21 protein-coding genes are annotated in these 24,578 nt (G+C 62.0%); 10 read left to right on the top strand and 11 right to left on the bottom strand.

Going from position 1 to position 24,578, the window contains the following annotated elements; translation table 11 throughout:
• Positions 1 to 182 precede the first annotated feature (182 nt).
• Entirely contained in the window at positions 183 to 1,409 is a 1,227-nt protein-coding gene (locus LQ215_RS08315; RefSeq protein ID WP_230148755.1) for a DUF3426 domain-containing protein, read from the bottom strand.
• Between the two features lie 30 nt (positions 1,410 to 1,439).
• Positions 1,440 to 2,318 carry a 50S ribosomal protein L11 methyltransferase gene (gene prmA, locus LQ215_RS08320; protein ID WP_230148757.1) on the bottom strand — a complete coding sequence of 293 codons (879 nt, stop codon included), beginning with the start codon at positions 2,316 to 2,318 and terminating at the stop codon, positions 1,440 to 1,442.
• Between the two features lie 193 nt (positions 2,319 to 2,511).
• Here prmA and LQ215_RS08325 point away from each other — a divergent pair, with 193 nt between their 5' ends.
• Entirely contained in the window at positions 2,512 to 6,480 is a 3,969-nt protein-coding gene (locus tag LQ215_RS08325) for a dermonecrotic toxin domain-containing protein (protein ID WP_230148759.1), read from the top strand.
• 90 nt (positions 6,481 to 6,570) lie between these two features.
• Here the strand turns inward: LQ215_RS08325 and accC are convergent, their stop codons facing one another.
• From accC to LQ215_RS08360, 7 genes are all read right to left on the bottom strand, one after another.
• On the bottom strand, positions 6,571 to 7,926 hold the full coding sequence (gene accC / locus LQ215_RS08330) for an acetyl-CoA carboxylase biotin carboxylase subunit (protein WP_018605713.1): 1,356 nt from the start codon (positions 7,924 to 7,926) through the stop codon (positions 6,571 to 6,573).
• Positions 7,927 to 7,943: 17 nt separating this feature from the next.
• On the bottom strand, positions 7,944 to 8,408 hold the full coding sequence (gene accB / locus LQ215_RS08335; RefSeq protein WP_230148762.1) for an acetyl-CoA carboxylase biotin carboxyl carrier protein: 465 nt from the start codon (positions 8,406 to 8,408) through the stop codon (positions 7,944 to 7,946).
• 48 nt (positions 8,409 to 8,456) lie between these two features.
• A complete protein-coding gene (gene aroQ, locus LQ215_RS08340) occupies positions 8,457 to 8,909 on the bottom strand; it encodes a type II 3-dehydroquinate dehydratase (RefSeq protein WP_058543870.1) in 453 nt (150 codons plus the stop codon).
• Between the two features lie 264 nt (positions 8,910 to 9,173).
• Positions 9,174 to 9,626: a hypothetical protein gene (locus LQ215_RS08345; RefSeq protein WP_230148764.1), complete on the bottom strand. Its 453-nt coding sequence runs from the start codon at positions 9,624 to 9,626 to the stop codon at positions 9,174 to 9,176.
• Positions 9,604 to 10,110 carry a polymorphic toxin type 44 domain-containing protein gene (locus tag LQ215_RS08350; protein ID WP_230148766.1) on the bottom strand — a complete coding sequence of 169 codons (507 nt, stop codon included), beginning with the start codon at positions 10,108 to 10,110 and terminating at the stop codon, positions 9,604 to 9,606. Before LQ215_RS08350 ends, LQ215_RS08345 begins: the two co-directional genes overlap by 23 nt.
• Before the next feature lie 102 nt (positions 10,111 to 10,212).
• The gene (locus tag LQ215_RS08355) at positions 10,213 to 12,159 is read right to left on the bottom strand and encodes a methyl-accepting chemotaxis protein (RefSeq protein WP_230148767.1); all 1,947 of its coding nucleotides are present in this window, start codon (positions 12,157 to 12,159) and stop codon (positions 10,213 to 10,215) included.
• A gap of 52 nt (positions 12,160 to 12,211) precedes the next feature.
• Complete coding sequence (locus LQ215_RS08360) at positions 12,212 to 13,882, bottom strand: response regulator (RefSeq protein WP_230148769.1); 1,671 nt, start codon at positions 13,880 to 13,882, stop codon at positions 12,212 to 12,214.
• 284 nt (positions 13,883 to 14,166) lie between these two features.
• Here LQ215_RS08360 and LQ215_RS08365 point away from each other — a divergent pair, with 284 nt between their 5' ends.
• The 6 genes from LQ215_RS08365 to LQ215_RS08390 all read left to right on the top strand — a co-directional run bounded on the left by LQ215_RS08365 (position 14,167) and on the right by LQ215_RS08390 (position 20,845).
• Positions 14,167 to 15,234, top strand: coding sequence for a DUF2333 family protein (locus LQ215_RS08365; protein WP_230148770.1), 1,068 nt, complete (start codon positions 14,167 to 14,169; stop codon positions 15,232 to 15,234).
• 3 nt (positions 15,235 to 15,237) lie between these two features.
• Positions 15,238 to 15,795, top strand: coding sequence for an NUDIX hydrolase (locus tag LQ215_RS08370; RefSeq protein WP_230148772.1), 558 nt, complete (start codon positions 15,238 to 15,240; stop codon positions 15,793 to 15,795).
• Positions 15,796 to 15,964: 169 nt separating this feature from the next.
• Positions 15,965 to 16,336 carry a translation initiation factor Sui1 gene (locus tag LQ215_RS08375; RefSeq protein ID WP_058543875.1) on the top strand — a complete coding sequence of 124 codons (372 nt, stop codon included), beginning with the start codon at positions 15,965 to 15,967 and terminating at the stop codon, positions 16,334 to 16,336.
• A 211-nt stretch (positions 16,337 to 16,547) separates the two neighbouring features.
• Complete coding sequence (gene speA, locus LQ215_RS08380) at positions 16,548 to 18,461, top strand: arginine decarboxylase (RefSeq protein ID WP_230148774.1); 1,914 nt, start codon at positions 16,548 to 16,550, stop codon at positions 18,459 to 18,461.
• Between the two features lie 282 nt (positions 18,462 to 18,743).
• Complete coding sequence (locus tag LQ215_RS08385) at positions 18,744 to 20,051, top strand: type VI secretion system Vgr family protein (protein ID WP_230148776.1); 1,308 nt, start codon at positions 18,744 to 18,746, stop codon at positions 20,049 to 20,051.
• Positions 20,048 to 20,845, top strand: a complete 798-nt coding sequence (locus tag LQ215_RS08390) for a DUF4123 domain-containing protein (protein ID WP_230148778.1) — start codon at positions 20,048 to 20,050, stop codon at positions 20,843 to 20,845. Before LQ215_RS08385 ends, LQ215_RS08390 begins: the two co-directional genes overlap by 4 nt.
• A 3-nt stretch (positions 20,846 to 20,848) precedes the next feature.
• Here the strand turns inward: LQ215_RS08390 and LQ215_RS08395 are convergent, their stop codons facing one another.
• Both LQ215_RS08395 and LQ215_RS08400 read right to left on the bottom strand, forming a co-directional pair.
• A complete protein-coding gene (locus LQ215_RS08395) occupies positions 20,849 to 22,198 on the bottom strand; it encodes an MATE family efflux transporter (RefSeq protein WP_230148780.1) in 1,350 nt (449 codons plus the stop codon).
• A 235-nt stretch (positions 22,199 to 22,433) separates the two neighbouring features.
• The gene (locus tag LQ215_RS08400; RefSeq protein ID WP_003197447.1) at positions 22,434 to 22,727 is read right to left on the bottom strand and encodes a hypothetical protein; all 294 of its coding nucleotides are present in this window, start codon (positions 22,725 to 22,727) and stop codon (positions 22,434 to 22,436) included.
• Positions 22,728 to 22,891: 164 nt separating this feature from the next.
• Here LQ215_RS08400 and LQ215_RS08405 point away from each other — a divergent pair, with 164 nt between their 5' ends.
• The 3 genes from LQ215_RS08405 to LQ215_RS08415 are packed head-to-tail and all read left to right on the top strand — an operon-like array spanning position 22,892 to position 24,573.
• A complete protein-coding gene (locus tag LQ215_RS08405; RefSeq protein WP_003186192.1) occupies positions 22,892 to 23,197 on the top strand; it encodes a MazG-like family protein in 306 nt (101 codons plus the stop codon).
• Positions 23,194 to 23,943, top strand: a complete 750-nt coding sequence (locus LQ215_RS08410) for a methyltransferase (protein ID WP_230148782.1) — start codon at positions 23,194 to 23,196, stop codon at positions 23,941 to 23,943. Before LQ215_RS08405 ends, LQ215_RS08410 begins: the two co-directional genes overlap by 4 nt.
• Positions 23,944 to 23,955: 12 nt before the next feature.
• Complete coding sequence (locus LQ215_RS08415; RefSeq protein ID WP_230148784.1) at positions 23,956 to 24,573, top strand: DUF4136 domain-containing protein; 618 nt, start codon at positions 23,956 to 23,958, stop codon at positions 24,571 to 24,573.
• Positions 24,574 to 24,578: the final 5 nt, after the last annotated feature.

Here is a 24,578-nt window from a genome sequence, read left to right on the forward strand (position 1 = left end):
ACTTCCCTGAAGTGGGGCCGGATCATGAGACTTCGAAAAAGGGTTGGCATGATACCCGCTCTCGATGACTGGATAAAGATCGAATTGGATAAAATCTGAACAGCTATTTTGTTATCGCCAGCGGTTTGGTCTGGGTGGGGTCAGTCAGAAAGCTGCCGTCAATCGGTCGACCCCGGCCGGCTTCATTCGGGGGAATGGAAGCTCAGGCTGTAGTTCACCGCTTTGGCGCCAGGGTCCAGGATATCCAGCGCGATGTGAATGGGCGTCTGGGGTGGCATTTCGCCGCGGTCCTCGAGATCGCCACCCAGGTACTCGCCGGGCTTGAAGCGACGGCTGGCGATCAGGTGTCCGTTGAGGTCGGCAAAGCGCAGTTCCAGCAACGGAAAAGGTTGGGAGAAGGGCGCACGGTTGTAGATGATCGCGTCCACCACCAGGGCACCGCTGAACTCCGGATGGCTGCGCACTACCAGGTTGCTGCTCTTGATCTTGGCGATGTCGACCTTGGACGGTACTTCGCAGCCAATGGTCGGGCAGATTTGCAGGAACCAAGGCCGGTACTGGTCCTGGCGGGCCAGCTCTTCGAAATGGTAGGCGATGTACTGGCCGCCCAGGGCCGCGCTGGCGAGCAGTATCAGCAAGCCCCACAATAAGCGTCGGCCCCAGGGCGAGCGACGCTTGCGCCAGTCCAGTTGCAGCGGGTCGTCGTCCAGGTCGTGGAGGGCTTCGGCGCGTATCCCCGGCTCCTGGCGTTCCCGTGACTTGCGCAACGGTAGCGGTTGCTCGGGTTCGTCGTCGTGGTCGTCGGTGGCAGACAGGCGTTCGAGGTGTTCGTCGGGCTCGTCGTCCGGCGCCAGGTGGAGCGGGGCGACCGGTTCGTCGTCCGGTTCCAGTGGTTCGAGGGCCAGGGACAGGGACGGCTCGGTACGCGGTGGCCGGGCCGGTTCGTGGGGTTCGAACGGTTCGATGGGGTCCTGGAGGATGGCTTCGGCGTGCTCGCTGGAAGATTCGCTGTACAGGCTGTCGGGCCAGGCTTGCTGTTCGCTGGAGAGCGAGTCGCGTTGCGCGCTCAGGTTGTCTTCCCGGCGCCGACCGGCATTGCCTGGCGCGCGATTGTCGCGCCGCTCCAGGCGCGCCAGTTCCTTGTCCAGGTCATCCAGATCCAGCTCGGCGGCGCTCCATTGTTTCTGGCTGATCGCCCGGGGCGGAGTTTCGACCGCAGGTTTGGCGGTTGGCGCGACGGCAGGTGCCGGTTGCTTGGCGGTGCGTTGCTCCAGCAACTGTCGCGCGGCATTGAACACCTGCAGGCACGAGCCGCAACGAACCACCCCGCGGGCCACGCTCAATTGAGCATGGCTGACGCGAAAACGGGTGTGGCAATGCGGGCACTGGGTGACGAAGCTGTCAGTCATGCGGCAATCCGGTGAATACAGGCGCTCATTCTAACGCCGACGTCCGGTGATGCGCACCCAGCCATCGCGATTGGCGATCGGGTCCAGGTCAAAGTCCGCGGCGTAAGCGGCGGCGACTTCTTCACCCTGTTCGGCGAGGATACCCGACAGCGCCAGGCGTCCGCCCGGCTTGACCAGGCTCGACAGTTGCGGCGCCAGGGACACGAGCGGGCCGGCGAGGATGTTGGCCACCAGCACGTCGGCCTGGACCTGTGGCAAGTCCTGGGGCAAGTACAGCGGGAACAGGGCTTCGGCAATGTTGTTGCGCCCGGCGTTGTCGCGGGAGGCTTCCAGGGCCTGGACGTCGATGTCGGTGCCGACCGCTTTCCTGGCGCCCAATAGCAGCGCGGCAATCGCCAGGATCCCCGAGCCGCAGCCGAAGTCGAGGACGTTGCAGCCCTTCAGGTCCTGGCCGTCAAGCCATTCCAGGCACAGTGCGGTGGTCGGGTGGGTACCGGTGCCGAACGCCAGGCCCGGGTCCAGCAGCAGGTTGACCGCGTCCGGCTCTGGCGCGGCGTGCCAGCTCGGGACGATCCACAGGCGCTGGCCGAAACGCATCGGCTGGAAATTGTCCATCCAGCTGCGTTCCCAGTCCTGGTCCTCGATCACTTCGCTGTGATGCTCAGGCAGCGGGCTGCCGGTCAGCAGTTCCAGATGAGCCAGTACGCTGGCCGCCTCGGTGCCGCCTTCGAACAGGGCCAGCAGGTGGGTGTGGGACCACAGCGGGGTGGTATTGAGCTCCGGCTCGAAGATCGGCTGGTCTTCGGCGTCCATGAAGGTTACCGATACGGCGCCTACTTCAAGAAACGCGTCTTCGTAGGTTTCGGCTTGTTCCGGGCTGATGGCCAGACGTACTTGCAGCCAAGGCATGGCGGGCACCTTTGGAAAAAATCGACAGGGGGCAGCGCAGGGCTGCAAAGGCGCGCAGTGTACGCCAGGTCGCCGCCAAAGTGGATAAGCGAGTCTTGCGCTGTTTGGGTGGGTGTTTCGATATATATATGTATGCCATGGGCGTATCGCCGGGCGGATAAGGTGCCGGTCCACACAACAAGGAGGAACGTGTATGGACAACACTGCCCAACGGCAAGGCAACATGGCGCCGGTCTCTTCCCCGCAGGCGGCGACTGCGCAAGTGACCCTGGAGAAATTGACGCGTTGGCAGGTGGTCGTCGATGCGCGACTGCAGACCCAGATGAGCTTGCTGGAGGTGCTGGAAGAGTACCTGCTGGTCGAGCTGCGCACCCAGTATTACCAAGGCAACATCGACCCGCACTTCATTGAAACCCTGCTCGACACGGTGTTGCAGCGCATGATCGACCAGGCGCCTGTGGTTTATGACGAAGAGCAGGACTCACCCTACCGTTGGCATGACGGGCCAGACTTGGGTTTTGCCCCCGAGCGTCGGGAGTTCGTTGCCCAGGTGGTCGAAAGTGCCGCGTCGAGGTTTGTCAGTCACTACAAGGACTATCTGCGGCGGCATTGGCGAATGGCTTCGCAGGATGCCACGCTCGAGGCGCTGATCAGGCAGAAACTCGATGAGCATCAGGCCTCTGTCGACGGGATTTTCCAGCCGGACCATCTGGCCGGACTGGACATCGATGAGTTACGCGAGCAGATCGAAGAACTCCAGGACACCTGGCGCCGGACGAGTCGCTTGACGACGTTGGCAACAACGCGCGAGCGCCGGGAGCTTGGAGCGGTTGCGCGATTGCAGTTGCCGCATTGGCTGCAGGGGCTGAGCCATCCAGATCGTGAACGGCTGCGGACTTTTGAAACGCAGGCCGCGCTGGCGCAGGCACGGGTCGATGAACTGGTCGATGGCCTGGGGTCGCTGCGCGCTTTCGCTCGGCAACTGGCCAAGGACTATGTCCTGAATGAATTGGACACAGCGGTCGAGCCTGACCGTATTCGCGTGCAGTTGCAGTGGCGAACGGTGATGGGGCAGCCGGTGCGCACCTACAGCCTGAGTGAGCTGGTGGCGGCCGGTCCGGTAAGGCCGGACGCGGTGTCGGTGTTCCTGGTGGAAAATGGCGGCATGCTCCGCAACCAGTCTCTCTCGCCCGCCTTCATTGGCCTATTGTTGGCGAACGTCGATGCGCCTGCCGGATACCTGCCTGCACTGGTCGAGCGATATGAGCGCGGGGACCTGAAAGACGCCATGCTCGATTGGTTTTTGGCACGGCTGCAGCACAGTGCGTTTGTCGCACGTTGTGCGGGCCAGTTGTCGACGGCCAGCCATGACGCGCTCAGTGCCCTATGGGAGAGTGACGTTGCGACGCCAACCGCCACTGGGTTGCGTGTCGCCAGCCTTGTACTTCCCAATGGGCTGAAATGTGCCGATCTTCTGCTGTTCTACCGCGAAGATGCGCGCGATGGCGTCAGCGCCTTGCTGCTGTATGCCCCCGGCAAACCCGATGGTCAGGAGTGGGTCGAATTGACCTCGCTGCGGGCATTGAGCGGGGAGGTGGGGGGCTGGACCAAAAACGAAGCCGGTCGCGAATACCTGCTGCAACAACTCTCTGCGACCGATCATGGTCGGGCCCGAGCGTACTTTGCCGGCGTGGTGGAGAAACCAGTCTCGTGGGACCTGGACAAAGACCTCAGGGGAGCGGTCAGCAGTTTCAGGGCCTGTCTTCAGAACGCGGTCTTGACCGGCCTGGCCAATAACCTGGCGCAAGTGGACCTGAACGAGTCGCCTCGCTGGTACTCGGCGTTGCCCCTTGAGTCCCGGCGCATCATCAGCGGCTTGAACCAGGAGGTTCTGGTTCAGCAGCAAGTATTCGATGAGCAACTGGCCGACTATGAGGTCTTCATCGACTTCGCCAAACGTACCTTCGCCCATTCGATTACGCCTTACCTGCGTAGCAAGGGGGTGCTTGAGGCGGTCGATCCGGCCACGGTCTTCATCGACTACATCCCGGGGCTGGCAGCCGAGAAAAAAACGGCCAGCCTGCTGGACCTGGCCATCTTCGGGTATGAGCACAACGCGGATATCGACGACCCCGCTAAAGGCGTGCGTTCTTCTGTCGGGCAGGACCTGAGGCAGGTTCGTAGCGCCGAACTGGCGTCATACATTCGCGCGGCTTACCTCGGAGAGCGATATGCCGGGCAAATCCGCGCCAGTTTCCTCGATGCCAAGGCCCCGGAGTATCCGAAGCGTCGTGCGTCTTACCGCTACATGCTGTTGGCCCGGATGGACCGTGACCTGCGCGTGGCCCATGGCAAGTCGATGTTGAACACCGATGAGTTCCAGTGGCTCACCCGGCAAGTCACATTGCTCCACGATGGGAAACTTACGAACAGCGCCTCACCCCCCGGCGCTGCCGTGACGCGCGAAGGTGTCATCAAGTTGACTGTCAGCGGTCATGTCGTGCAAGGCGTCTACGTTTTCACCTACTTCGATCCGCAGGCCTTTTATTGGCTGTACACCCCGGACGCTCCGGATGGGATCCTGTTTCGCAAGTACCTGGATTTCTCCGGGAGCGTCGCGGTACAACTGCACGATTACATACTGGAGCGGGTTGCACTCACCGCGCGTGCCGCTGTGGGGCGTTCGTTGGTGGCTCTGGCTGCCGGGAACATTCGTGTCGATACCTTGCGCGAGCTCAATCGGGTCATGGATATCAGCGCTGAATTCGATGCCTGCATCGAGCGCGCTGTCACCGATGTGGAGGACATCACCACAAGTCGTGCCGAGATGATCAGGGATCAGGTATTCCAGGGCCTGATCTTTGCGGCGCTTCCTGTGTGCATGGTCTATCCCCCATTTGCCTTGTTGCTGGATATTGGCATGGTGGCTCTCAGCGCCAGGCAGGCGGTCGAGGCGCATGGGCAGGGCGACACGGAAGGTGCGCTCGGCCACTGGCTGGCCGCGACCTGGGGGGCGCTGTTTGCCACACTCGGCGCCGCAAGCATGGCCACGCTGCTGGGGCGCGCGGCCAGGAGCCTGAAGCTTGTCGTGAAACCGGTGTCGTTGTCCGCTCAACGCTTGAGACGCGCGACATCGGCCGTCGCCAGGGAGGCCGGACCGGTGACCCCGCCCATACGCCTGAAGCCGCAGCAAGCGGTCAGCAAAGTGCCGGAACACCTGCAGCCGGTGACCGAGGAGGGGATTTTTTTTGGCACCTATCGCAGCCCGCCCAGTGCAACGCAACCGCGAAGCGCGTATTACATACGGAGCAAGGGCCGGTACTACCAGGTGATGGAGGATCCCTACTTCGGCGGGTTGTGCCTGGTGGATGCCAGGCGTCCCGGTGCGTTGTACAAGATGCCCATACGAAGGATGGCGAATGGAAAATGGACCCATAACAAGGTCGGCTTGAGAGGCGGCAATGAGTATGTGCGTAACCTCGGGCACGTGAGGAGTCTGCGCGAGGCGTTCCCCGGGACTGTCTCCATGGACGTGACGAGGGGGGCGTTGGAGGGCGAGGCCGTGGTGGCGAAGTTCAGCGACGCGGCGGCGGACAACTATCTGTACTCCCTGAATGCGCAGTCATGCGTGATCGCTTCGTTGTACAACCCGACCACCAGGGTCGGGGCGGTCATTCATTTTGATCACAATATCCGCCCGTTTATCGAGAGTAGTATCCGGGACGTGATACGGCGTCTAGGTGGTACTTCCGGGGATATTCGCTCCACCTTGATCGGCGGGGATTGGCTGTCGGATGCACCCGACATCGGCGGGCCGGTCAGGTCGGTGATGAGGAAAAACGGGCTGCGCCCCACCTGGGACCACTGGTCCTATTCATCCTGTTTCGGTAATACCTACGGTGCGTCACTGGACTTGCGCACTGGGGTCACTTCGGCGTTCAAGACATCACAAAATCAACTCGTGCCCTACTTCGCGCATATAAATTCGGAAGCCAGGTATGGAACTGGACCGCTATCGGTGCGTGCCGCCAGGTTCAGGAAACGTGTTGTTGAGCCAGCGCTGGCAGCCGATGCCAATGGTGTCGTTCGTACTCGCCTGGGCGGGCGGCCGACTAGGGCGCAACGAGAGCTGAAGGAGTTTTCAACAATAGTGTTGAGTTGATCCTGTTCCTGCTTCCTGCGCCATGAGCGCCGCTTAAAAAAAGACCCCGGGCCTAATGGACCGGGGTCTTTTGCTACATCCCAGGGAATATCAGTGCTGGTTGCCCAGCTTGTGTTCCAGGTAATGGATGTTGACGCCGCCTTTGCAGAAGCCTTCGTCACGCACGAGGTCGCGGTGCAGCGGGATGTTGGTCTTGATCCCGTCGACCACGATTTCGTCCAGCGCATTGCGCATGCGCGCCATGGCTTCGTCACGGGTCGCCCCGTAGGTGATCAGCTTGCCGATCAACGAATCGTAGTTCGGCGGAACGGCATAACCGCTGTACAGGTGCGAATCGACGCGAACGCCATTGCCGCCCGGGGCATGGAAATGCTTGACCGTGCCTGGGCTTGGCATGAAGGTTTTCGGATCTTCGGCGTTGATCCGGCATTCCAGCGAGTGACCGCGGATGACCACGTCATCCTGGGTAAACGACAGCTTGTTGCCGGCGGCGATGCTGAGCATCTCCTTGACGATGTCGATACCGGTGACCATTTCCGAAACCGGGTGCTCCACCTGAACACGGGTGTTCATTTCGATGAAGTAGAAACGACCGTTCTCGTACAGGAACTCGAAGGTACCGGCGCCGCGATAGCCGATGTCGATGCAGGCCTTGACGCAACGCGCCAGGACTTCCTCGCGAGCCTGCTCGTCGATGCCCGGTGCCGGCGCTTCTTCGAGGACCTTCTGGTGACGACGTTGCAGCGAGCAATCGCGGTCGCCCAGATGAATCGCATGGCCCTGGCCGTCGGACAGCACCTGGACTTCGACGTGACGTGGGTTGGTCAGGAATTTTTCCAGGTAGACCATCGGGTTGCCGAACGCCGCGCCCGCTTCGGAGCGGGTCAGTTTCGCCGAGGAAATCAGGTCTTCTTCCTTGTGTACCACGCGCATGCCGCGACCACCACCGCCGCCAGCGGCCTTGATGATCACCGGATAACCGACTTCGCGACCGATGCGCAAAGCGGTTTCTTCGTCTTCAGGCAGCGGGCCGTCGGAGCCCGGAACGGTCGGTACACCGGCCGCGATCATGGCGTGCTTGGCCGAGACCTTGTCGCCCATCAGGCGGATGGTGTCGGCTTTCGGGCCAATGAAGGCAAAACCGGAATTTTCGACCTGTTCGGCGAAGTCGGCGTTTTCCGCCAGGAAGCCGTAGCCAGGGTGAATGGCGGTGGCGCCGGTCACTTCGGCAGCGGCGATGATCGCCGGGATGTGCAGGTAGGAGTGCGCAGCCGACGCCGGACCGATGCAGACGGATTCGTCCGCCAGGCCCAGGTGCATCAGTTCTTTGTCGGCCTTGGAGTAAACGGCGACGGTCTTGATGCCCATCTCTTTGCAGGCGCGCAGAATCCGCAGGGCGATCTCACCGCGGTTAGCGATCAGGACTTTTTCCAACTTCGCAGTCATCAAAGGCTCTCCGCGGTTCAAACGATGGTGAACAGCGGTTGGTCGTACTCAACCGGCTGGCCGTCTTCGACGAGGATGGACTCGATCACACCGCTGGTTTCAGCTTCGATGTGGTTCATCATCTTCATGGCTTCGACGATGCACAGGGTGTCGCCTTTCTTCACGGTCTGGCCGACTTCAACGAAGGACGGCGAGGATGGCGAAGACTTGCGATAGAACGTGCCCACCATTGGCGAACGCGCGACAGTGCCGTTGAGCGCTGGCGCAACCGGTGCGGCTGGTCCTGCTGCGGCAACCGGCGCTGCTGCTGGAGCAGGCGCGGCGGCTGGAGCATGCATCGGTGCCGGTGCATAGAACTGCTGGGCCGGGGTCTTGCTGTGGCGGCTGATGCGTACGGACTCTTCGCCTTCCTTGATCTCAAGCTCGTCGATGCCGGACTCTTCCAGCAATTCGATCAATTTCTTAACTTTACGGATATCCATGAATCATCAACTCCCAAGGGTCGGTCAGGGGCGTTTAACGCTTGTTGTTCAAGCTGTTGCCTGTCTTTCAAGCTGCTCTAGGGCGGCCTCCAGGGCCAGTCGGTAACCGCTGGCGCCAAGGCCGCAGATCACTCCCACTGCTACATCGGAGAAGTAGGAGTGATGGCGGAAAGGTTCGCGTTTGTGCACGTTGGACAAATGCACTTCGATGAATGGGATGCTCACCGCCAGCAGCGCGTCACGTAATGCGACGCTTGTGTGTGTAAAAGCTGCTGGATTGATCAAAATGAAGTCCACGCCTTCGCCACGTGCGGCATGGATACGGTCGATCAATTCATATTCGGCGTTGCTTTGCAGATAGAGCAAATGATGGCCGGCGTTGCGGGCCCGCTGCTCCAGGTCCTGGTTGATCTGCGCCAGTGTCACGGCGCCGTAGACGCCCGGCTCGCGGGTGCCCAGCAGGTTCAGGTTGGGTCCGTGCAGGACCAAAAGGGTCGCCATCTGCTGTTCCTTGTTATCTGTGAGCAGGTATCAGAACCTGGCGACTATGCCGCAAAGCCTTTGTGACTGTCCAGTTCTCTGCAATAGCCAGCACAATGACCGATGTTTGCGCGAAATTTGTGACCGTTCCTCTGGATCCGGTCATCTGCAGTCGCAAAGCCTGTACTGAACCTTGTGGGAGCGGGCTTGCTCGCGAAGGCAGCAGCACATTCAACATCGACGCAAGCTGACCTAGCGCTATCGCGAGCAAGCTCGCGCCTCCATTCAATCTGTTGGACTTGAACGCAAATAGATATTCACGGGTGTGTAGCCGACACCATCGGCATGTCGATAGAGGGTGTTGCTATGGTAGGCATAGACTTCCTTATCAACTGACACCGTAATCGTCGACTCCTGAATGTCGACAGTTATTGAGTCATCACGGGTGACAAGAAACGGCGTCGCGGTTTTCAATTCGGAAAGGATGTCACTGTCGGCTGCCAGAGTCCGATAGACGTAGTAGCGATAACTGAAAGGAACCGTCGCTCCACCACGCTCATCCTTTACGCCATAGATAAATGCATCGTGGGGCAAAGGTTTTCGTAAGACGATCTCTGTCAGTTGGGGCATATTCTGAGGGAAGAAGCATAGCCAACTGACGTAAGCCAGCGCGAGGGCAAGCAAAACACACAAGACAGCGAGATAGGCGGGCTTTTTAGTAGTTTCTGAATTTGGCATATTTTATCCCCTCCTTGATCCATCGTTGATCTGCCGGATCGTCGCCGAACGGGGCTTGCCCCCACCATGTACCGAACTCCGCCGTGGTTGTTCCTGCTCGACTTTGAGCCAGGCCTGCAGCCCGTAAAAGAACGTCTTCACTGAAGCCTGCTGCGGTTCTCGTGGCACCGTAGTTGAAATTTCCAAAGGCTTCATATTCGGCGGATAGTTTCTTGTAGTCCCAAGGGCCACGATTTCTGACTTGGGTATAAAACCAAGAGTAGATAAAAGCCGATCCAGCTTTCAGAACATTTTTCTTATGAAATGCCACTGCCATATTTTCTTCGACAGAAACATCGGGTGGCGACGCAGGTACCCTCATTGCATGCTCCTTTTGCAATTTCTTGAGGGGGCGGGAGCCTAGCATGAAGATGACCGTTGAAAAATCCGTAGCCTGCTCCATGCGACAAACCCCATCGGGGCTGCCCAGCAGCGCCAAGGTCATTCAGCGCGGCGCATCGGAAAAAACAGTGAGCAGGTTTACGACTGCTGCGCAGCCGAGCGGGAGCAAGCTCCCTCGCCACGGTGATTCATACAGTCTTTGGCGTTAAACCCGAAACGCCTGTACTGCGGTGTGCAACCGCCCACCCAGCACCAGCAGGTTATCGCCTTGTTCCCGGCCCTGGCCGATGCGCAGCAGGTTGTCCCCACCCAACTGATGAATCCGCTCGCTGTGATCGCGGATTTCACTGACGGCGCCGCTTTGCTGGGCGGTGACGTCGGCGATGCGAACCGCGGTGTCGGAGATGGTCTGGATGGCGCCGACAATTTCATCCAGCGCGCCGTCGGCTGCTTGCGCCTGGTTGGCGGTGGCTTCGGCGTGTTCGACCTGGGCGCGCATGCCGTCCACCGACTGGCGCGCGGCCTGTTGCAAGCGGGCGATCAGCGTCTGGATTTCGGCGGTGGCACCGGCCGTGCGTTGGGCCAGGGAGCGGACTTCCTCGGCCACCACCGCGAAGCCCCGGCCCATTTCCCCGGCGCGGGCCGCTTCGATGGCCGCGTTGAGGGCCAGCAGGTTGGTCTGGTCGGCAATCGAGCGAATCACCGTCAACACGCTGCCGATGGTGGCCGATTCCTCGGCCAGTTGTTCGATCATCTGCGCGTTGCCTTGCACTTCCCCCACCAGCGCATGCAGGCCTGCGAGGCTCAGGCCGATGACTTTCTGCCCTTGCTCCACCGCATGCCCGGCGCTGCGGCTGGCGTCTGCGGCCTGGCTGGCATCGCCGGCCACTTGTTGGATCGTCGCCTCCAGTTCGCTGAGGGAGTCGCGGATCAGCGCGGTGTCGCCGGCCTGATGCTCGGCGCCACTGTGCAGCTCGCCGCTCAGTTCGGCCAGGGTTCGGCTGCTGCCGGCGACCTGTTCGGCGTTTACTCGAATGGTGCCCACCAGATCCACCAGGTAAGCGCGCAGGCGATTGAGCGAAGCCTCGATGTCTTGCAATTCGCGGTTGCTGGCGCCCACGTGGATATCACGGCTGAAGTCGCCCTCGGCCCAGGTCGACAGGGCTGGCGCCAGGTGCGTCAAGGTACGGGCCAGGCGTCGCTGCAGGGTGTCGATGAGCAGCGCGATCAGCAGGATCAAGCCAATCATCACCCCCTGGATCAAGCGAACCTCTCCCTGGATTTGCCCATGTTGGGCCCGTACCGCCGGCTCCATGGCATCGATCGCCTGTTGCACATCGGCGATTTTCAGGTGCGTGGCGCTGCTCAGTTCGCTGCGTTTCTGGATCAGTTCACGGGTGCGGGTCAATTCTGCCGGGTAACGGCCGAGCAGGCTGTTGAGTTCGCGCTTGAGGGCGATGCCGGCATCTTCGGCGGCGGTTTTTTCCTGGGTTTGCAAACCCATCAGCGCGGCGAAATCATCGCTGCCTGATTCGCTGCTGCTGGTGACGCCCAGTAGCGGCAGGCTGTCGAGGCGCTCGGCCTCGACGCGGATGCTCGCCAGTTCCCGCTCGACGTCGGCGGCCAATTCGCTGCGGCCGCTGCTGACCAGTTTGTCCCGTGTGAGGGACAGCCGGCCCAGGTGCTGCGAAGCAGCAAACAACGCGGGCAAGTAGGCCGGGGCGCTGTTGGCGTATTGGGCCAATTGGTCGAGGCTGGCACTCAGTTCACGCTCGGCCTGCAGCAGCAAGGCCTGCGGATCGCCGGCCAGTTTGCCGGCGGCCAGCAGATCGGTCTTGCTGAAGCCGTCGAGGTTCGACAGGCTCGGGCGCAGGGGCTTGGCCAGTGCCGGGGGGAACTGATCGAGGTCTTTTTGCAGGGTCTCCAGGGCCTGGGTGGCAGCACTCAGGCGTAAGGCATCGCCGCTGGCCAGGTAATCCTCGATGTTGCGCGCCACTTCGCCCTGGAACTGCCGCGACAGGCCCAGGTAGCGCTCCATCAACAAGTAGGGCCGTTCCAGGGCGATCTGCGACCACCATAGCGTGGCTCCAAGGCCCAGGCACACGGCAACGAGAAGAAGGGTGTTGAGATTGGTCAGCAGCTTCAGGCGCATTAAAGGTCTACCAGGGGCAGAATCGTAAGTGCCTGAATTTATTGCGCTTGCGTTACAGGTTTATGACCGAATCAGTCGATTCCGATGAAAAAGTGGCACTTTGCTTTGATTGGCGAGCGCTCTGTACCCGGTTGCGCCCGGCGTGCTTGGCGCGGTACAGCGCTTCGTCTGCCTGGCTGGCCATCATCAGGCTGTCGAAGTCATCGCTCATTTCCACCACGCCGGCGCTGAAGGTGCACCACAAATCGTGGGGCTGGGCCGGGTAGTGGATTTCGGCAAAGCGCTGGCGAATTTCATCCAGCACCTTGCAGGCGGCGTCGATGTCGGTGTCGGGCATGACGATGGCGAACTCTTCGCCGCCGTAACGGCCGATGAAGTCGGTCTTGCGCAGGCGCTGCTTGAGAAACAGCGCCAGGCTCTTGATCACGCGGTCGCCCATGGGGTGGCCGTGGCTGTCATTGACCCGTTTGAAATGGTCGATGTCGAGCATGGCGAAGCTCAGGGGCTTGCCTTCGCGACGAGCGCGGAAGCTGCAGTCCTCGAGCAGTTGCAGGATATGGGTGTGGTTGTACAGGCCCGTGAGGCTGTCGCGCACCATCCGCGCCTTGAGGTTGCGCGCCCGGGCCGCACGGTTGCGCACCGTGGTGATCAGGTGCCGGGGCTTGATCGGTTTGGTCAGGAAGTCGTCGCCACCTTCGCTCATGGCGTCGAGTTGCTTGTCCAGGTCGTCTTCGGCGGACAGGTAGATGATCGGCACGCTGACGTAGCGGTCGTTGTGGCGGATCACCTTGGCCAGTTCCGTACCGGTGCAGGCCGGCATGTACATGTCGAGGATGATCAGGTCGGGCTGGAAGTCCGCCAGCTCGGCCATGGCCTGGATCGGCTCGATCAGTGTTCGGGTAATGATGCCGGCGCTGTTGAGCAGGCGCTCGGTGTGCATGGCCTGGGCGCGGGAATCATCGATGATCAGCACTTTGTACGGATCGTACTGGGCGACGCAGGTCAGCACTTCGATCTTTTCCAGCAGGCTTGAGGCTTCGAGGGTGCCGGTGAGAAATTCCTGCCCACCGGCGCGCACCGCGGCCAGGCGTGTCGGCGTGTCGGTTTCCATCAAGCTGAAAAACAACAGCGGCAGCGGCTGCTCCAGGCCTTCCTGGGCTTCGGCGGCCAGTTTCAGGCCGGCGCCGGGGCCGCTGAAATCCACATCCATGACAATCGCCGCCGGCAGGCGCTCGACCATCGAGGCGCGGAACGCCGCGACACTGTCCAGCGCCTGGGCGCTGAGGCCGAAGAACTCCAACTGCTTGGCCAGGCGCTCGGCGCGGTCATGGTCCTGCAGCAACACGTAGATGGGTTTGCGCAGCGGCGGCAGGAAGGTTTGTTCGAGCTGGTCGCCATGGCGCAGGCCGGTACGAGACAAGCGCTGCATCAGGCGGTTGATTTCGGTGATCAGGTGGCTGCTCAGGCGCCCGCGATTGGCGTCCACCGCTTGCAGCGACTGGCTGATGCCGTGGGCCAGCTGGGAGTGCTCGGGTTGTTCGAAGCGCTCGGCAAAGCGCAGCAGGCGCAGATTGGCTTCGCTGAGCTCCGACAGGTCGGTGCTTGTCCACTCACTGCGTTGCAGGCGCTGCCAAATCTCCAGGATCTGACGAGCCTGATGAATTACCCGCTGGGCAAAGTGGTGCTTGAGGCGCTCACGGCTGGGGTCTTCTGGCTCGGTCATATCCTGACTACTAGTTAGGGTGCATGCTGAGATCGACTGGTGGCTCTATGCTAGCACCTCTTTTCCTTCGCATGAGTGTCATACGTCAATATTCTGTCCAGTCGCGAAATTCAGTTTGTGACTGAGCAGTCTCGTAGGCCGATGGCAACGCTTCCTTTATAGTGCTGTTCGATTGCCCTGTCGCGCCCGGCATGATTGGCGCCGCATTATCGCGTTTCAAATCAGGCACGATGGCGTAGGGTTGTGGTCGAACCGAGAACTCAAGTGATTGAAGGGATATCGCCATGCTGGACTGGAAAAACCGCGCGGGCAGCGCGCCTGAACGTGCCGCCGAGCCGAAATCGGCCACCCGCAGCTACCTGGGTGGACTTTTCTTCAGCCGCGCACTGGCCACGCTGATCGGTCTTTACCTGCTGGTGACCATTGCCGTCGGCTGGTATTGGAGCCAGGAACCCGCGCTGTTCCCTGTGCAGCAGAACGCCCAGGCCGCGGCCGAGAAAGATGGCCGGCAGATGGTGGTGGGCTACACCACGGTCGAAACGCTCAAGACAGTGGCCGGGACCCTGCTGAGCAAGCCGGGTGGCTACATCTCCAACGACCGTTTCCCGCCTGGCCTGTGGATGGACAACATGCCGAGCTGGGAATACGGCGTGCTGGTGCAGGTCCGCGACCTGAGCCGCGCCCTGCGCAAGGACTTCGCCCGTTCCCAGTCGCAGTCCGCCGAGGACGCCGACCTGGCCAAGGCCGAGCCGCGCTTCAATTTCGACAACCGCAGTTGGGTGCTGCCCTCCAGCGAGTCTGAGTACCAGGAAGGCATCAATTCCCTGAGCCGCTATCAGGCGCGCCTGTCCGACCCGAGCCAGAAAAGCGCACTGTTCTACGCCCGCGCCGACAACTTGAACAACTGGCTGGGGGATGTCGGCACTCGCCTGGGTTCGTTGTCCCAGCGCCTGTCGGCCAGCGTTGGCCGGGTCAAGCTCAACACCTCGCTGAAAACCGAAGTCCCGGCCCCGGGCCAGGTGCCGCAGGTGGATGAGGAGGTGGTCGAGACGCCGTGGATGCAAATCGATAACGTGTTCTATGAGGCCCGTGGCCAGGCGTGGGCGTTGTCGCACCTGCTGCGCGCCATCGAAGTGGACTTCGCCGATGTGCTGGCGAAAAAGAATGCCACGGTCAGTGTGCGGCAGATCATTCGTGAGCTGGAGGCGTCCCAGGAGCCGGTCTGGAGCCCGATGATCCTCAACGGCAGCGGCTTCGGTGTATTGGCGAACCACTCGCTGGTCATGGCCAACTACATTTCCCGGGCCAACGCAGCGGTCATCGATTTGCGGCAACTGCTGAACCAGGGCTGATTCATGAGCGAAAGCCCCTGGGAGGTCGCTCATCGAGTGGCCTCGGATGCCGAACTGATCGCATGGGTCGATGAGCACGACAACCTGCTCGGCAGCCTGGTGCGTTCAGAGCTGCGTGAGCGTGGCCTGATCGGACGCGGCACCTACATCATGCTGTTCAATTCGTCCGGTGAGCTGTGTGTTCATCGGCGCACCCTGAGCAAGGCCATCTACCCCGGGTTCTGGGATGTGGCGGCGGGCGGCATGGTGCAGGCCGATGAGACCTACGCCGAATCGGCGGCCCGTGAGCTGGCGGAGGAGCTGGGCGTGAGCGGCGTGGAACTGACCGCCCATGACCATTTTTATTTCGAAGATCCTGGCATTCGCTTGTGGTGCTCGGCGTTCTCGGCGGTGTGGGACGGCCCGTTGGTCCTGCAACCCGAAGAAGTCCTCGAAGCGCGTTTCCTGCCCCTTGGGCAGGTGCTCGATGAAATCCAGCGCAAACCTTACTGCCCGGACTCTCTGGCGGCGCTTGAACGCTATTTGCGGGTCCATGGTGGCAGCGTCGCAAAGAAGCTATAAATTGGCGCTGATTGGCCCTTAGCAAGTCGGCTTTTTGCCGTTACACTGCGCGACTTTTCAAGCTGAACCGTGTCTGCGGTCCAGTAGCGCTGCCCCTGCCTGAGTGGGGTTTCGCGGTCGAGGCACGTGCTGTCCTCGACCAGTCTTTGTCCTCCCAAGAGGATTGCCGGTGGCCAAAAAAGCCGCATCCTTCGCCGCCCTGGGCGGCCTGGTATTTTCTACCGACGCCGGTCGTCATTGTCCTGATTGCCGTCAGCCGGTGGATGCCTGCATCTGCAAACAGACCGCCATCCCGGAAGGTGACGGCATTGCGCGCGTGCGCCGTGAAAGCAAAGGTCGCGGCGGCAAGACGGTGACCACGATCACCGGCGTGCCGTTGGCCGAAGACGCGCTCAAGGAACTGGCCACTACGTTGAAGAAACGCTGTGGCACCGGTGGTGCGTTGAAAGACGGCATCATCGAGATCCAGGGCGATCACGTCGAGCTGCTGCTGGCGGAACTGGTCAAGCACGGCTTCAAGGCCAAGAAATCAGGCGGCTAGCAGTCTCTGTGAAAACCACCCTCGGCTTGACCCGAACCCCACGTTCGAGGTCGCCCGCATGGTTTTCACAGAGCCTGTTCTGAACGGGTTTCTAAACTCATCGCTGGGAGCAGGGTCTACCTTGCTAACAGGCAATTCGTCATTTTCACTCTCTAGACTGCCCCAGCCTCCGACCGGATGGTGCATTTTGACTTCTTTATAGGGGACTTCGATGTCCGTACGACGCACACGCAAAGACGATGGCAGCCAATGGACAGTTGCGGACAGCCGCAGTGTTTACGGGATTCGCCATTGGGGGGCCGGGTATTTCGCGATCAATGAAGCCGGTCGCGTCGAAGTCCGTCCGAACGGTCCCGACAGCTCGCCCATCGACCTGTTCGAGCAAGTCGACCAGTTGCGCCAGAGCGGCCTGTCGCTGCCCTTGCTGGTGCGCTTCCCCGACATCCTGCAAGACCGTGTGCGCCAGCTCACCGGCGCGTTCGACAGCAACATCGCGCGCCTGGAATACCAGAGCCAGTACACCGCACTCTATCCGATCAAGGTCAACCAGCAGGAAGCGGTGATCGAGAACATCATCGCCACCCAGAACGTCTCCATCGGCCTGGAAGCCGGTTCCAAGCCGGAGCTGCTGGCGGTGCTGGCCCTGGCGCCAAAGGGCGGGACCATTGTCTGCAACGGCTACAAGGACCGCGAATTCATCCGCCTGGCGTTGATGGGCCAGAAGCTCGGCCACAACGTCTTCATCGTCATCGAGAAAGAGTCCGAAGTCGGCCTGGTGATCGAAGAGGCCGCAACGCTCAAGGTCAAGCCGCAGGTCGGCTTGCGTGTGCGCCTGTCGTCCCTGGCGTCGAGCAAGTGGGCCGATACCGGTGGCGAGAAGTCCAAGTTCGGCTTGTCGGCCGCGCAACTGCTGTCGGTGGTCGAGCGCTTCCGCGCTGCCGGCCTGGACCAGGGCATTCGCCTGCTGCACTTTCATATGGGCTCGCAGATCGCCAACCTGGCGGACTACCAGCACGGCTTCAAGGAAGCGATCCGTTACTACGGTGAACTGCGCAATCTCGGCCTGCCGGTGGATCACATCGACGTCGGCGGTGGCCTGGGCGTGGACTACGACGGTACGCACTCGCGCAATGCCAGCTCGATCAACTACGACATGGACGATTACGCCGGTGTCGTGGTCGGCATGCTCAAGGAGTTCTGCGATGCCCAGAGCTTGCCGCATCCGCACATCTTCTCCGAAAGCGGCCGCTCCCTGACCGCCCACCACGCGATGCTGGTGGTGCAGGTGACCGACGTCGAAAAACACCACGACGACGTGCCGGTGATCGACAACAAGCAGGAACTGCCGGAAACCGTGCAATGGCTGGTTGACCTGCTCGGCCCGACCGATATCGAGATGGTCACCGAGACCTACTGGCGCGCCACCCACTACATGAGCGACGTGGCCGCCCAGTACGCCGACGGCAAGCTGACCCTGGCCGAAAAAGCCTTGGCCGAGCAGTGCTACTTCGCCGTATGCCGTCGCCTGCACAACTCGTTGAAGGCGCGCCAGCGCTCGCACCGCCAGGTGTTGGATGAACTCAACGACAAGTTGGCCGACAAATACATCTGCAACTTCTCGGTGTTCCAGAGCCTGCCGGACACCTGGGCCATCGGCCAGGTGCTGCCGATCCTGCCACTGCATCGCCTGGACGAAGAGCCGCTGCGCCGTGCCGTGCTGCAAGACCTGACCTGCGACTCCGACGGCAAGATCAAGCAGTACGTTGACGAGCAGAGCATCGAGACCAGCCTGCCGGTTCACGCCCTCAACCCGGGCGAAGACTACCTGCTGGGCATCTTTCTGGTGGGCGCCTATCAGGAAATCCTCGGTGACATGCACAACCTGTTCGGTGACACCGATTCGGTGAACATCTACCAGAACGCCGATGGCAGCGTGTACCACGCCGGTATTGAAACCCACGACACCATCGAAGACATGCTGCGCTACGTGCACTTGTCGCCGGAGGAGTTGATGACTCACTACCGCGACAAGTGCGCCAGCGCCCGTATCAGTGCCGCCGAACGTACCCAGTTCCTTGATGCCTTGCGCCTGGGGCTGACGCGTTCGTCCTACCTGTCTTCCTGATTGAGCCCCTGTGGCGGGAGCAAGCGCCCTCGCCACAGGTTTATTTAATTGCTCGGCATTGCCCTCCCGGGCTGTCAGAAAACACACCGTATGCTGCGGGTGGTTTCAGATAGTCTCTGAGGGCATTTTTATTTGCGTCGGTTGCTATTTCCGTAACGCGGTGCATTTAACCGGCGATGTCCTTATTTCGTGTAGTCCCTTTCCTAACTTGTACTTGGCCCCTCTACTCGGCCATGGCTCTCGGCGAGAATCCCCGACCGCCCCTCCTGTAGAGAAACGCCGATGTCCGATCCAGCCAGCGAGCCAGCCTTTCGTCTGGAGATAGCCGGTCTGCCCGAGCCTGTTGACGTCGTGGCCTTCACGGGTAGCGAAGCGATCAGCGAACCCTTCATCTATGAAGCGCAGCTGTTGTTGCGCAACGCGAACCTGGACCTGGCGGGCCTGTTGTACCGCAGCGTCTGGTTGAGTTTCGGGAGCCCAGGCCGGGGCATTCATGGGCAGCTTCATGAGTTGGTCCAACACCGTCATGGCGCCGGCTGCCGGGTGCGTATCGGGCCGAAACTGGCCTGTCTGGCGCAGCGTTTCAGCCAGCGGGTCTTTAGCGCCCGTTCGGTGCCGCAGATCATTCGCCAGGTGCTCAAGGCCCATGGCATCAGTGGCCGCGGCCTGTGCCTGGATTTGAGTGGCGATTATCCGCTGCAGGATTTCTGTACCCAGTATCGAGAGTCGGACCTGCAGTTCCTGCAGCGCATATGCGCCCAGGCGGGTATTCACTTTCATTTTGAACACACCCGGGACGGGCATTGCCTGGTGTTCGCTGATAATCCGCACAGTTTTCCCCCCGCCGGTAAAGCGGTCTACGCGGACGACGGCCCGGTTGCCGCGGTACGGTCCTTCAGCGTACGAACCGATGTGGCGGGGGAGCAGGTCGCCCAGGGCCGCAGCGACTTGATGAACCTGCACGGTGGCCAGGTGCTGACGCTCAAGGCCCATCCGTTTGCCGGCTGGAATCGGCGCTGGCTGTTGACGAAGGTCGAGCACCGCGCCCAGGCGGGGGTGTACGGCAATCATTTCCAGGCCATTCCCCGGGGCGTGCTGTTCGTGCCGGACGAGGTGCCGGTAAAGCCGCGCATGGTGAGCCGGCAACGCGGCTGGGTCGTGGCGGTGGACGAGCCGTCGGAGCTGGGCACGGGGCGCGTGGCGGTGCAGTTTGACTGGGTCTACCAAGGCGAGGGTTCCAGGCCCAGTCATTGCTGGCTGCCTTTGGCACCCGAGCTGGACACGGGTGGGGCGGGTACCTTGAGTGACGGCACCGAGGTGCTGGTGAGCTTTATCGAGGGCGATCCGGACCGGCCATTGATCAGCGCATTTCTGGACGTGCCTGACTCGGCAGAGGTTATGAATGAGTCGGCCACAGGCGAAACACATGGGCCGTCGGTTGCCGATCCGATCCTGTTGTCTGCAATCCGGGACGCCGAACCGCTGGTCTTGTTGTGCTTGTTGCCCGAAGGCGGGCCCTTCAACCCCTGCGCCCAGCCACTATGCACGTGCCGTATGCTCATGGGGCGCAGCGCGGGCGTAGCTCGATGAAAGCCGCAACCCTGTCTGGATCAACGCCGCAATGGCTGCTGCTCGATGTACCAAGTGCGCCTGACGCTGCGCGGCGGGTGCACGCGCAGTTCGCCGAGGCCCGGTGCTTTGCCTTGTTTGAAAACACCGAGCTGCATGGGCTGCGAGAGCACGGCCCGCTGTTGGTGGAGCTGCGTCATTCGCCTGCGCTGGTGAGCCTTTGTCACCTGGACCCACGTTCCTGGCCGGGGTTGTTGATGGTCAGTCCATCGCCCGCTGCGCAATTGCTGGCGCATCTGCGACGCATGTTGACGGTGACCGTGGGTCTGCATCACAAGGCCTTGTTGAGCTACTACAACCCGCACATCGCCAGCTATTTGTTCGACGGTTGCGACACTCAGGAACTCAGTTGCTGGCTGGGCCCGATCAGTTTGTTGCGCTGGTTTGGTGGCACCTGGGCCGACCGGGCGATCGGCAGCCAGGGCTGGCAACAACTGTCCAACCCGGGGCTTTCAGGGGCGGCGCTGGAGAAGGAGCACGGCCTCAGTGCCCGACAACAGGGCCAGTTGCAACGATGCCTGCTGGAGCGCCACGCCTGGCAATGGTCCCGTTCTACCGGGTGTGATTACCGTAGGCTTTGGGAGGATCTGCAGCAGGGCCTGGCGCTGGGGTTTACCGAGCGTACGGTGCTCGATGACTGGCTGTGGCTGCGCCTGCAATACCCCGATGCCCGGCCAGTGTCTGGGCTGGTGGGCGGTTCACAGCGCGAGCGGCTCGAGCATCTGCGCCGACGCTGGCAGGGCCGCCAGGATTGAACGTTAGCGGGCTGATGCGCCGAGCCAGCGGTCGCTGCGCTGCAAGTGCCAGGCGAAAGCACCGAGGGTCAGGCTGCGCAAGGCCATGAACAGCAGGAAGGTGATCCACAGCCCATGGTTGCCCAACCCTTGCAGCGCCCAGGCAATGGGCAGCACCAGCAGCAGGGTCAGCAGCATGCCGTTGCGCATTTCCCGGGCACGGGTGGCACCGATGAACAGCCCGTCGAGCAAGTAACTCCAGACGGCGATCAGTGGCAGGGCCGCCAGGTACGGCAGGTAGAGATAAGCGGTGGCGCGCACGTCGGGAATGTCGGTCTGCATGTCGATGAACAGGTGGCCGGCGAGCAGGAACAGCAATGCAAAGCCCAGGCTTGCAATCAACGACCAGCCGCACGCCACCACCAGCGAGCGGCGCAGGGCCAGGCGGTCGCGGGCGCCAATGGCATGGCCGCACAGCGCTTCGACGGCATGGGCCAGGCCGTCCAGGGCATGGGCTGTCAGCAGCAGGCCATTGAGCAGCAGGGCATTGGCCGCCACGGTCGCATCCCCCAGGCGTGCGCCTTGCACGGTGATCAGGAAAAACACCGCTTGCAGCGCCAGGCTGCGGATGAAAATGTCCCGGTTCACCGCCAGCAGCGGGCGCCAACTCTGCCACAGGCCCAGGGCGGCCCAGGCGATCTGCCCGGGCCAGGCGCGCAGTGTGTTGCGGGCCAGGGCCAGGCCGACCAGCGCGCCGGTCCACTCGGCAATGACCGACGCCCGGGCCGAGCCAGTCACGCCCCAGTCCAGGCCGATCACGAACCACAGGTTCAGGGCGATGTTGACCAGGTTGGTCACCAGCAGGATCGCCAGCGGGGCCCGGGCATTCTGGGTACCGAGGAACCAGCCTACCAGCGCATAGCTGGCCAGCGCCGCCGGCAAGCCGAAGAGCCGGGTGTGGAAGAAGTCACGGGTCAACTGGTTGAGCTCGGCGGACGGCTGCATGAAGTGCAACGCCGCGTCGCTCAACGGCACGCCGACGGCGCCGAGCAGCACCGCCAACCCCAACGCCAACAGCAGTCCTTGCACCAACACTTGCCGCAACGCCGCCCCGTCACGACGTCCGGCGGCCTGGGCAGCGAACCCGGTGGTGCCCATGCGCAAGAAGCCCATGGCCCACGCCAGCACCGTATACAAACTCGCCCCGACCGCCACCGCGCCGAGCTGATGAGCATGGGGCAAATGGCCGATGACGGTGCTGTCCACCAAGGCCACCAGCGGTACGGAAATGTTCGAGAGAATCATCGGCGCAGCCAGCGCCCAGACCCGGCGATGGGTAAGGCGGTCGCGCCAGTCGGTGGTCAGGTTGGACATGCGGGCTCCTTGATGGAGCGCGATTGTAGCGGGTTATTGTCTGATCGTTCTCCAGGGGGCGCTTGGACTCATTGTGGCGATGGCGCTTGCTCCCGCTGGGCCGGGCCGGGCTGGCGCTTCAGCGCGTAGCGGCCCTGTTTTTTTGGGGCCTGCTGCGCAGTCCAGCGGGAGCAAGCTCCCTCGCCACAGGTGCCGTGTCCGGCGCGGGCCCTGTGGGGCTGGAGCGATGGCTAGACTAGTGAATGATCCAACTCAACAACCACAACCCCAGCACCAGCCAGATGATGCCCATGACGATCGAGGCCCGCATGAACGCGCGGATCGCCGAGTACAGCAGCATCAGCCCGAGGATCAGCGCGATGATGCTGATGATCGAGGTGTCCATGCCCAGGGTGCGCGACAGCCCATCAACGAAGTTGCCGCCCGCGTTGGCCAGGGTGTTGAACAAGCCGCTGAGCAGGTCGACGATGAAACGGATCACCGAACCGAGCGCCTGGCCGAGCCATTCGAAAAAGCTTTCTACCTGCATATGTGCATCCTGATGGGAGGGGGGTTGAGCTGAGCCGTTGGCTCCTGATTGTAGGAGCTGTGGCGGCCGAGTTGGTTCGATTATGGGGCAAACCGTCGCTTCGCACCGAGACTCTTGCCTTCCCCGGTCATCCCCCTGAAGCTATGCGCATTCAGGAGAACCCGATGAACCTTGTTGAACTGACCGAACGCCTGCATGCCATTCGTGACCGTAACGATTGGCGGCAATTCCACAGCCCGAAAAACCTCGCCATGGCCGCCAGCGTGGAAATGGCCGAACTGGTGGAGATTTTCCAGTGGCTGACCGAGGACCAGTCGCGCCAGTTGCCGGCGGACAAACTGGCCCACGCCGGGCAGGAGGTCGGTGACATCGTGTTGTACCTGTTGCTGCTTTGCAGCGAGCTGGGCCTGGACATGGATGCCGTGGTGCGCAGCAAGCTGGCCGACAGCGAACGGCGGTTCGGCCAATGAGCGACCGTCATTTCGATCAGCTCGCCACGCGTTTTGCGGAAAAAATCTATGGTGGGGCCAAGGGCGCGATCCGCCTGGCGGTGCTTCAGGCCGATCTGCTGGAAACCTTGCCACAGCGTCCGTTGCGCGTGCTGGACATCGGCGCCGGCCTGGGCCACATGTCGTTGTGGCTGGCCGAGCGCGGCCATCAAGTGACCCTGGCCGAGCCGGCCGAGCCCATGCTCGAAGGCGCCCGCCAGCGTTTTGCCGAGGCGGGCCAGAGCGCCACGTTCATCCAGGCGCCGTGGCAGGATCTGCTCGGCCAGCTCACCGAGCCTTACGACCTGGTGCTGTGTCACGCGGTGCTGGAATGGCTGGCCGAGCCGCACGCGATCCTGCCGGTGCTGCATCAACTCACGGTCCCTGGCGGTTGGCTGTCCCTGGCGTTCTACAACCGCGACGCGCTGGTTTATCGCAACCTGCTCAAAGGGCATTTTCGCAAGTTGCGCAAAAACGATATGGCCGGCGAAAAACAGAGCCTGACGCCGCAACAACCCCTTGATCCACGAGAATTGGCGGCGCAACTTGAAGGCCTGTGGCAGGTCGAAAACCAGAGTGGCGTGCGGGTTTTTCATGACTATATGCCGGTGGAGTTCCAGGGCCGCGTTGAGCTTGCGCAGTTGCTGGAAATGGAACTGGCCCACCGTCGCCATCCGGCGTTTGCCGGGTTGGGACGTTATCTGCACTGGATCTGCCGTCCAGTGTGACCGGAGTGCGAAATGAAAGGTCGTTCAGGGTTGTTGATGCTGTGCCTGGGACTGGCGGCTTGCCAGGGCAGCAACCCCTATGTCGCCACGTCCAATCCGTTGCCGCCGGCACCGCCCGCGGCCGCCACGGTGTTCGACCGCAGCGCTTACCCTGCGCCGCCCCGTGACTACGGGCGCTACCGCAGTTGGGCCTGGCGCGACGGGCGTCTGCCACCGGGCACTGCCTGGGCGGATTCGGCCCAGGTGGCCGAAGCGGTGAGCAATGCCCTGGACCAGCGTGGCCTGCGCCCGCTGCATGACAACCGGCCCGCCGACCTGTTCGTCAGCGCCGACCTGCGTCTGGAAACCCGCGTGCGCCAGGTCCGTGATGACTATGATGCCGGCTACTACGGCGGCTATAACCGTTATGACCGCTATGGTCCGGGTTATGGCATGTACCACCCGGTGCCGATGGTGCGCACGTATCAGGAGCAGGTCGTGGTGGTGCGCATAGATCTGTTCGATGCCCGCACGGGGCAACCGGTGTGGAGCGCCAGCGCCGAGACCGGCCAGCGGGGCAGTCAAAGCGAGCGCACCGATGCCATTCGTGCAGCGGTGGAAAAAGCCATGTCGGCGTACCCACCAAGTTGATTACG

Origin of the sequence: Pseudomonas brassicacearum, assembly GCF_918698105.1 — a bacterium.
GTDB lineage: Bacteria > Pseudomonadota > Gammaproteobacteria > Pseudomonadales > Pseudomonadaceae > Aquipseudomonas > Aquipseudomonas brassicacearum_F.

Bases quoted from the DNA above. Each gene is read 5' to 3' on its own strand.
- LQ215_RS08405 (WP_003186192.1), top strand. From the start codon at position 22,892: ATGAACCTTGTTGAACTGACCGAACGCCTGCATGCCATTCGTGACCGT.
- LQ215_RS08370 (WP_230148772.1), top strand. From the start codon at position 15,238: ATGAGCGAAAGCCCCTGGGAGGTCGCTCATCGAGTGGCCTCGGATGCC.
- speA (WP_230148774.1), top strand. From the start codon at position 16,548: ATGTCCGTACGACGCACACGCAAAGACGATGGCAGCCAATGGACAGTT.
- LQ215_RS08315 (WP_230148755.1), bottom strand. From the start codon at position 1,409: ATGACTGACAGCTTCGTCACCCAGTGCCCGCATTGCCACACCCGTTTT.
- LQ215_RS08410 (WP_230148782.1), top strand. From the start codon at position 23,194: ATGAGCGACCGTCATTTCGATCAGCTCGCCACGCGTTTTGCGGAAAAA.
- LQ215_RS08360 (WP_230148769.1), bottom strand. From the start codon at position 13,882: ATGACCGAGCCAGAAGACCCCAGCCGTGAGCGCCTCAAGCACCACTTT.
- accB (WP_230148762.1), bottom strand. From the start codon at position 8,408: ATGGATATCCGTAAAGTTAAGAAATTGATCGAATTGCTGGAAGAGTCC.
- aroQ (WP_058543870.1), bottom strand. From the start codon at position 8,909: ATGGCGACCCTTTTGGTCCTGCACGGACCCAACCTGAACCTGCTGGGC.
- LQ215_RS08325 (WP_230148759.1), top strand. From the start codon at position 2,512: ATGGACAACACTGCCCAACGGCAAGGCAACATGGCGCCGGTCTCTTCC.
- accC (WP_018605713.1), bottom strand. From the start codon at position 7,926: ATGACTGCGAAGTTGGAAAAAGTCCTGATCGCTAACCGCGGTGAGATC.
- LQ215_RS08415 (WP_230148784.1), top strand. From the start codon at position 23,956: ATGAAAGGTCGTTCAGGGTTGTTGATGCTGTGCCTGGGACTGGCGGCT.
- LQ215_RS08365 (WP_230148770.1), top strand. From the start codon at position 14,167: ATGCTGGACTGGAAAAACCGCGCGGGCAGCGCGCCTGAACGTGCCGCC.
- prmA (WP_230148757.1), bottom strand. From the start codon at position 2,318: ATGCCTTGGCTGCAAGTACGTCTGGCCATCAGCCCGGAACAAGCCGAA.
- LQ215_RS08395 (WP_230148780.1), bottom strand. From the start codon at position 22,198: ATGTCCAACCTGACCACCGACTGGCGCGACCGCCTTACCCATCGCCGG.
- LQ215_RS08350 (WP_230148766.1), bottom strand. From the start codon at position 10,110: ATGACCTTGGCGCTGCTGGGCAGCCCCGATGGGGTTTGTCGCATGGAG.
- LQ215_RS08390 (WP_230148778.1), top strand. From the start codon at position 20,048: ATGAAAGCCGCAACCCTGTCTGGATCAACGCCGCAATGGCTGCTGCTC.
- LQ215_RS08385 (WP_230148776.1), top strand. From the start codon at position 18,744: ATGTCCGATCCAGCCAGCGAGCCAGCCTTTCGTCTGGAGATAGCCGGT.
- LQ215_RS08355 (WP_230148767.1), bottom strand. From the start codon at position 12,159: ATGCGCCTGAAGCTGCTGACCAATCTCAACACCCTTCTTCTCGTTGCC.
- LQ215_RS08400 (WP_003197447.1), bottom strand. From the start codon at position 22,727: ATGCAGGTAGAAAGCTTTTTCGAATGGCTCGGCCAGGCGCTCGGTTCG.
- LQ215_RS08345 (WP_230148764.1), bottom strand. From the start codon at position 9,626: ATGCCAAATTCAGAAACTACTAAAAAGCCCGCCTATCTCGCTGTCTTG.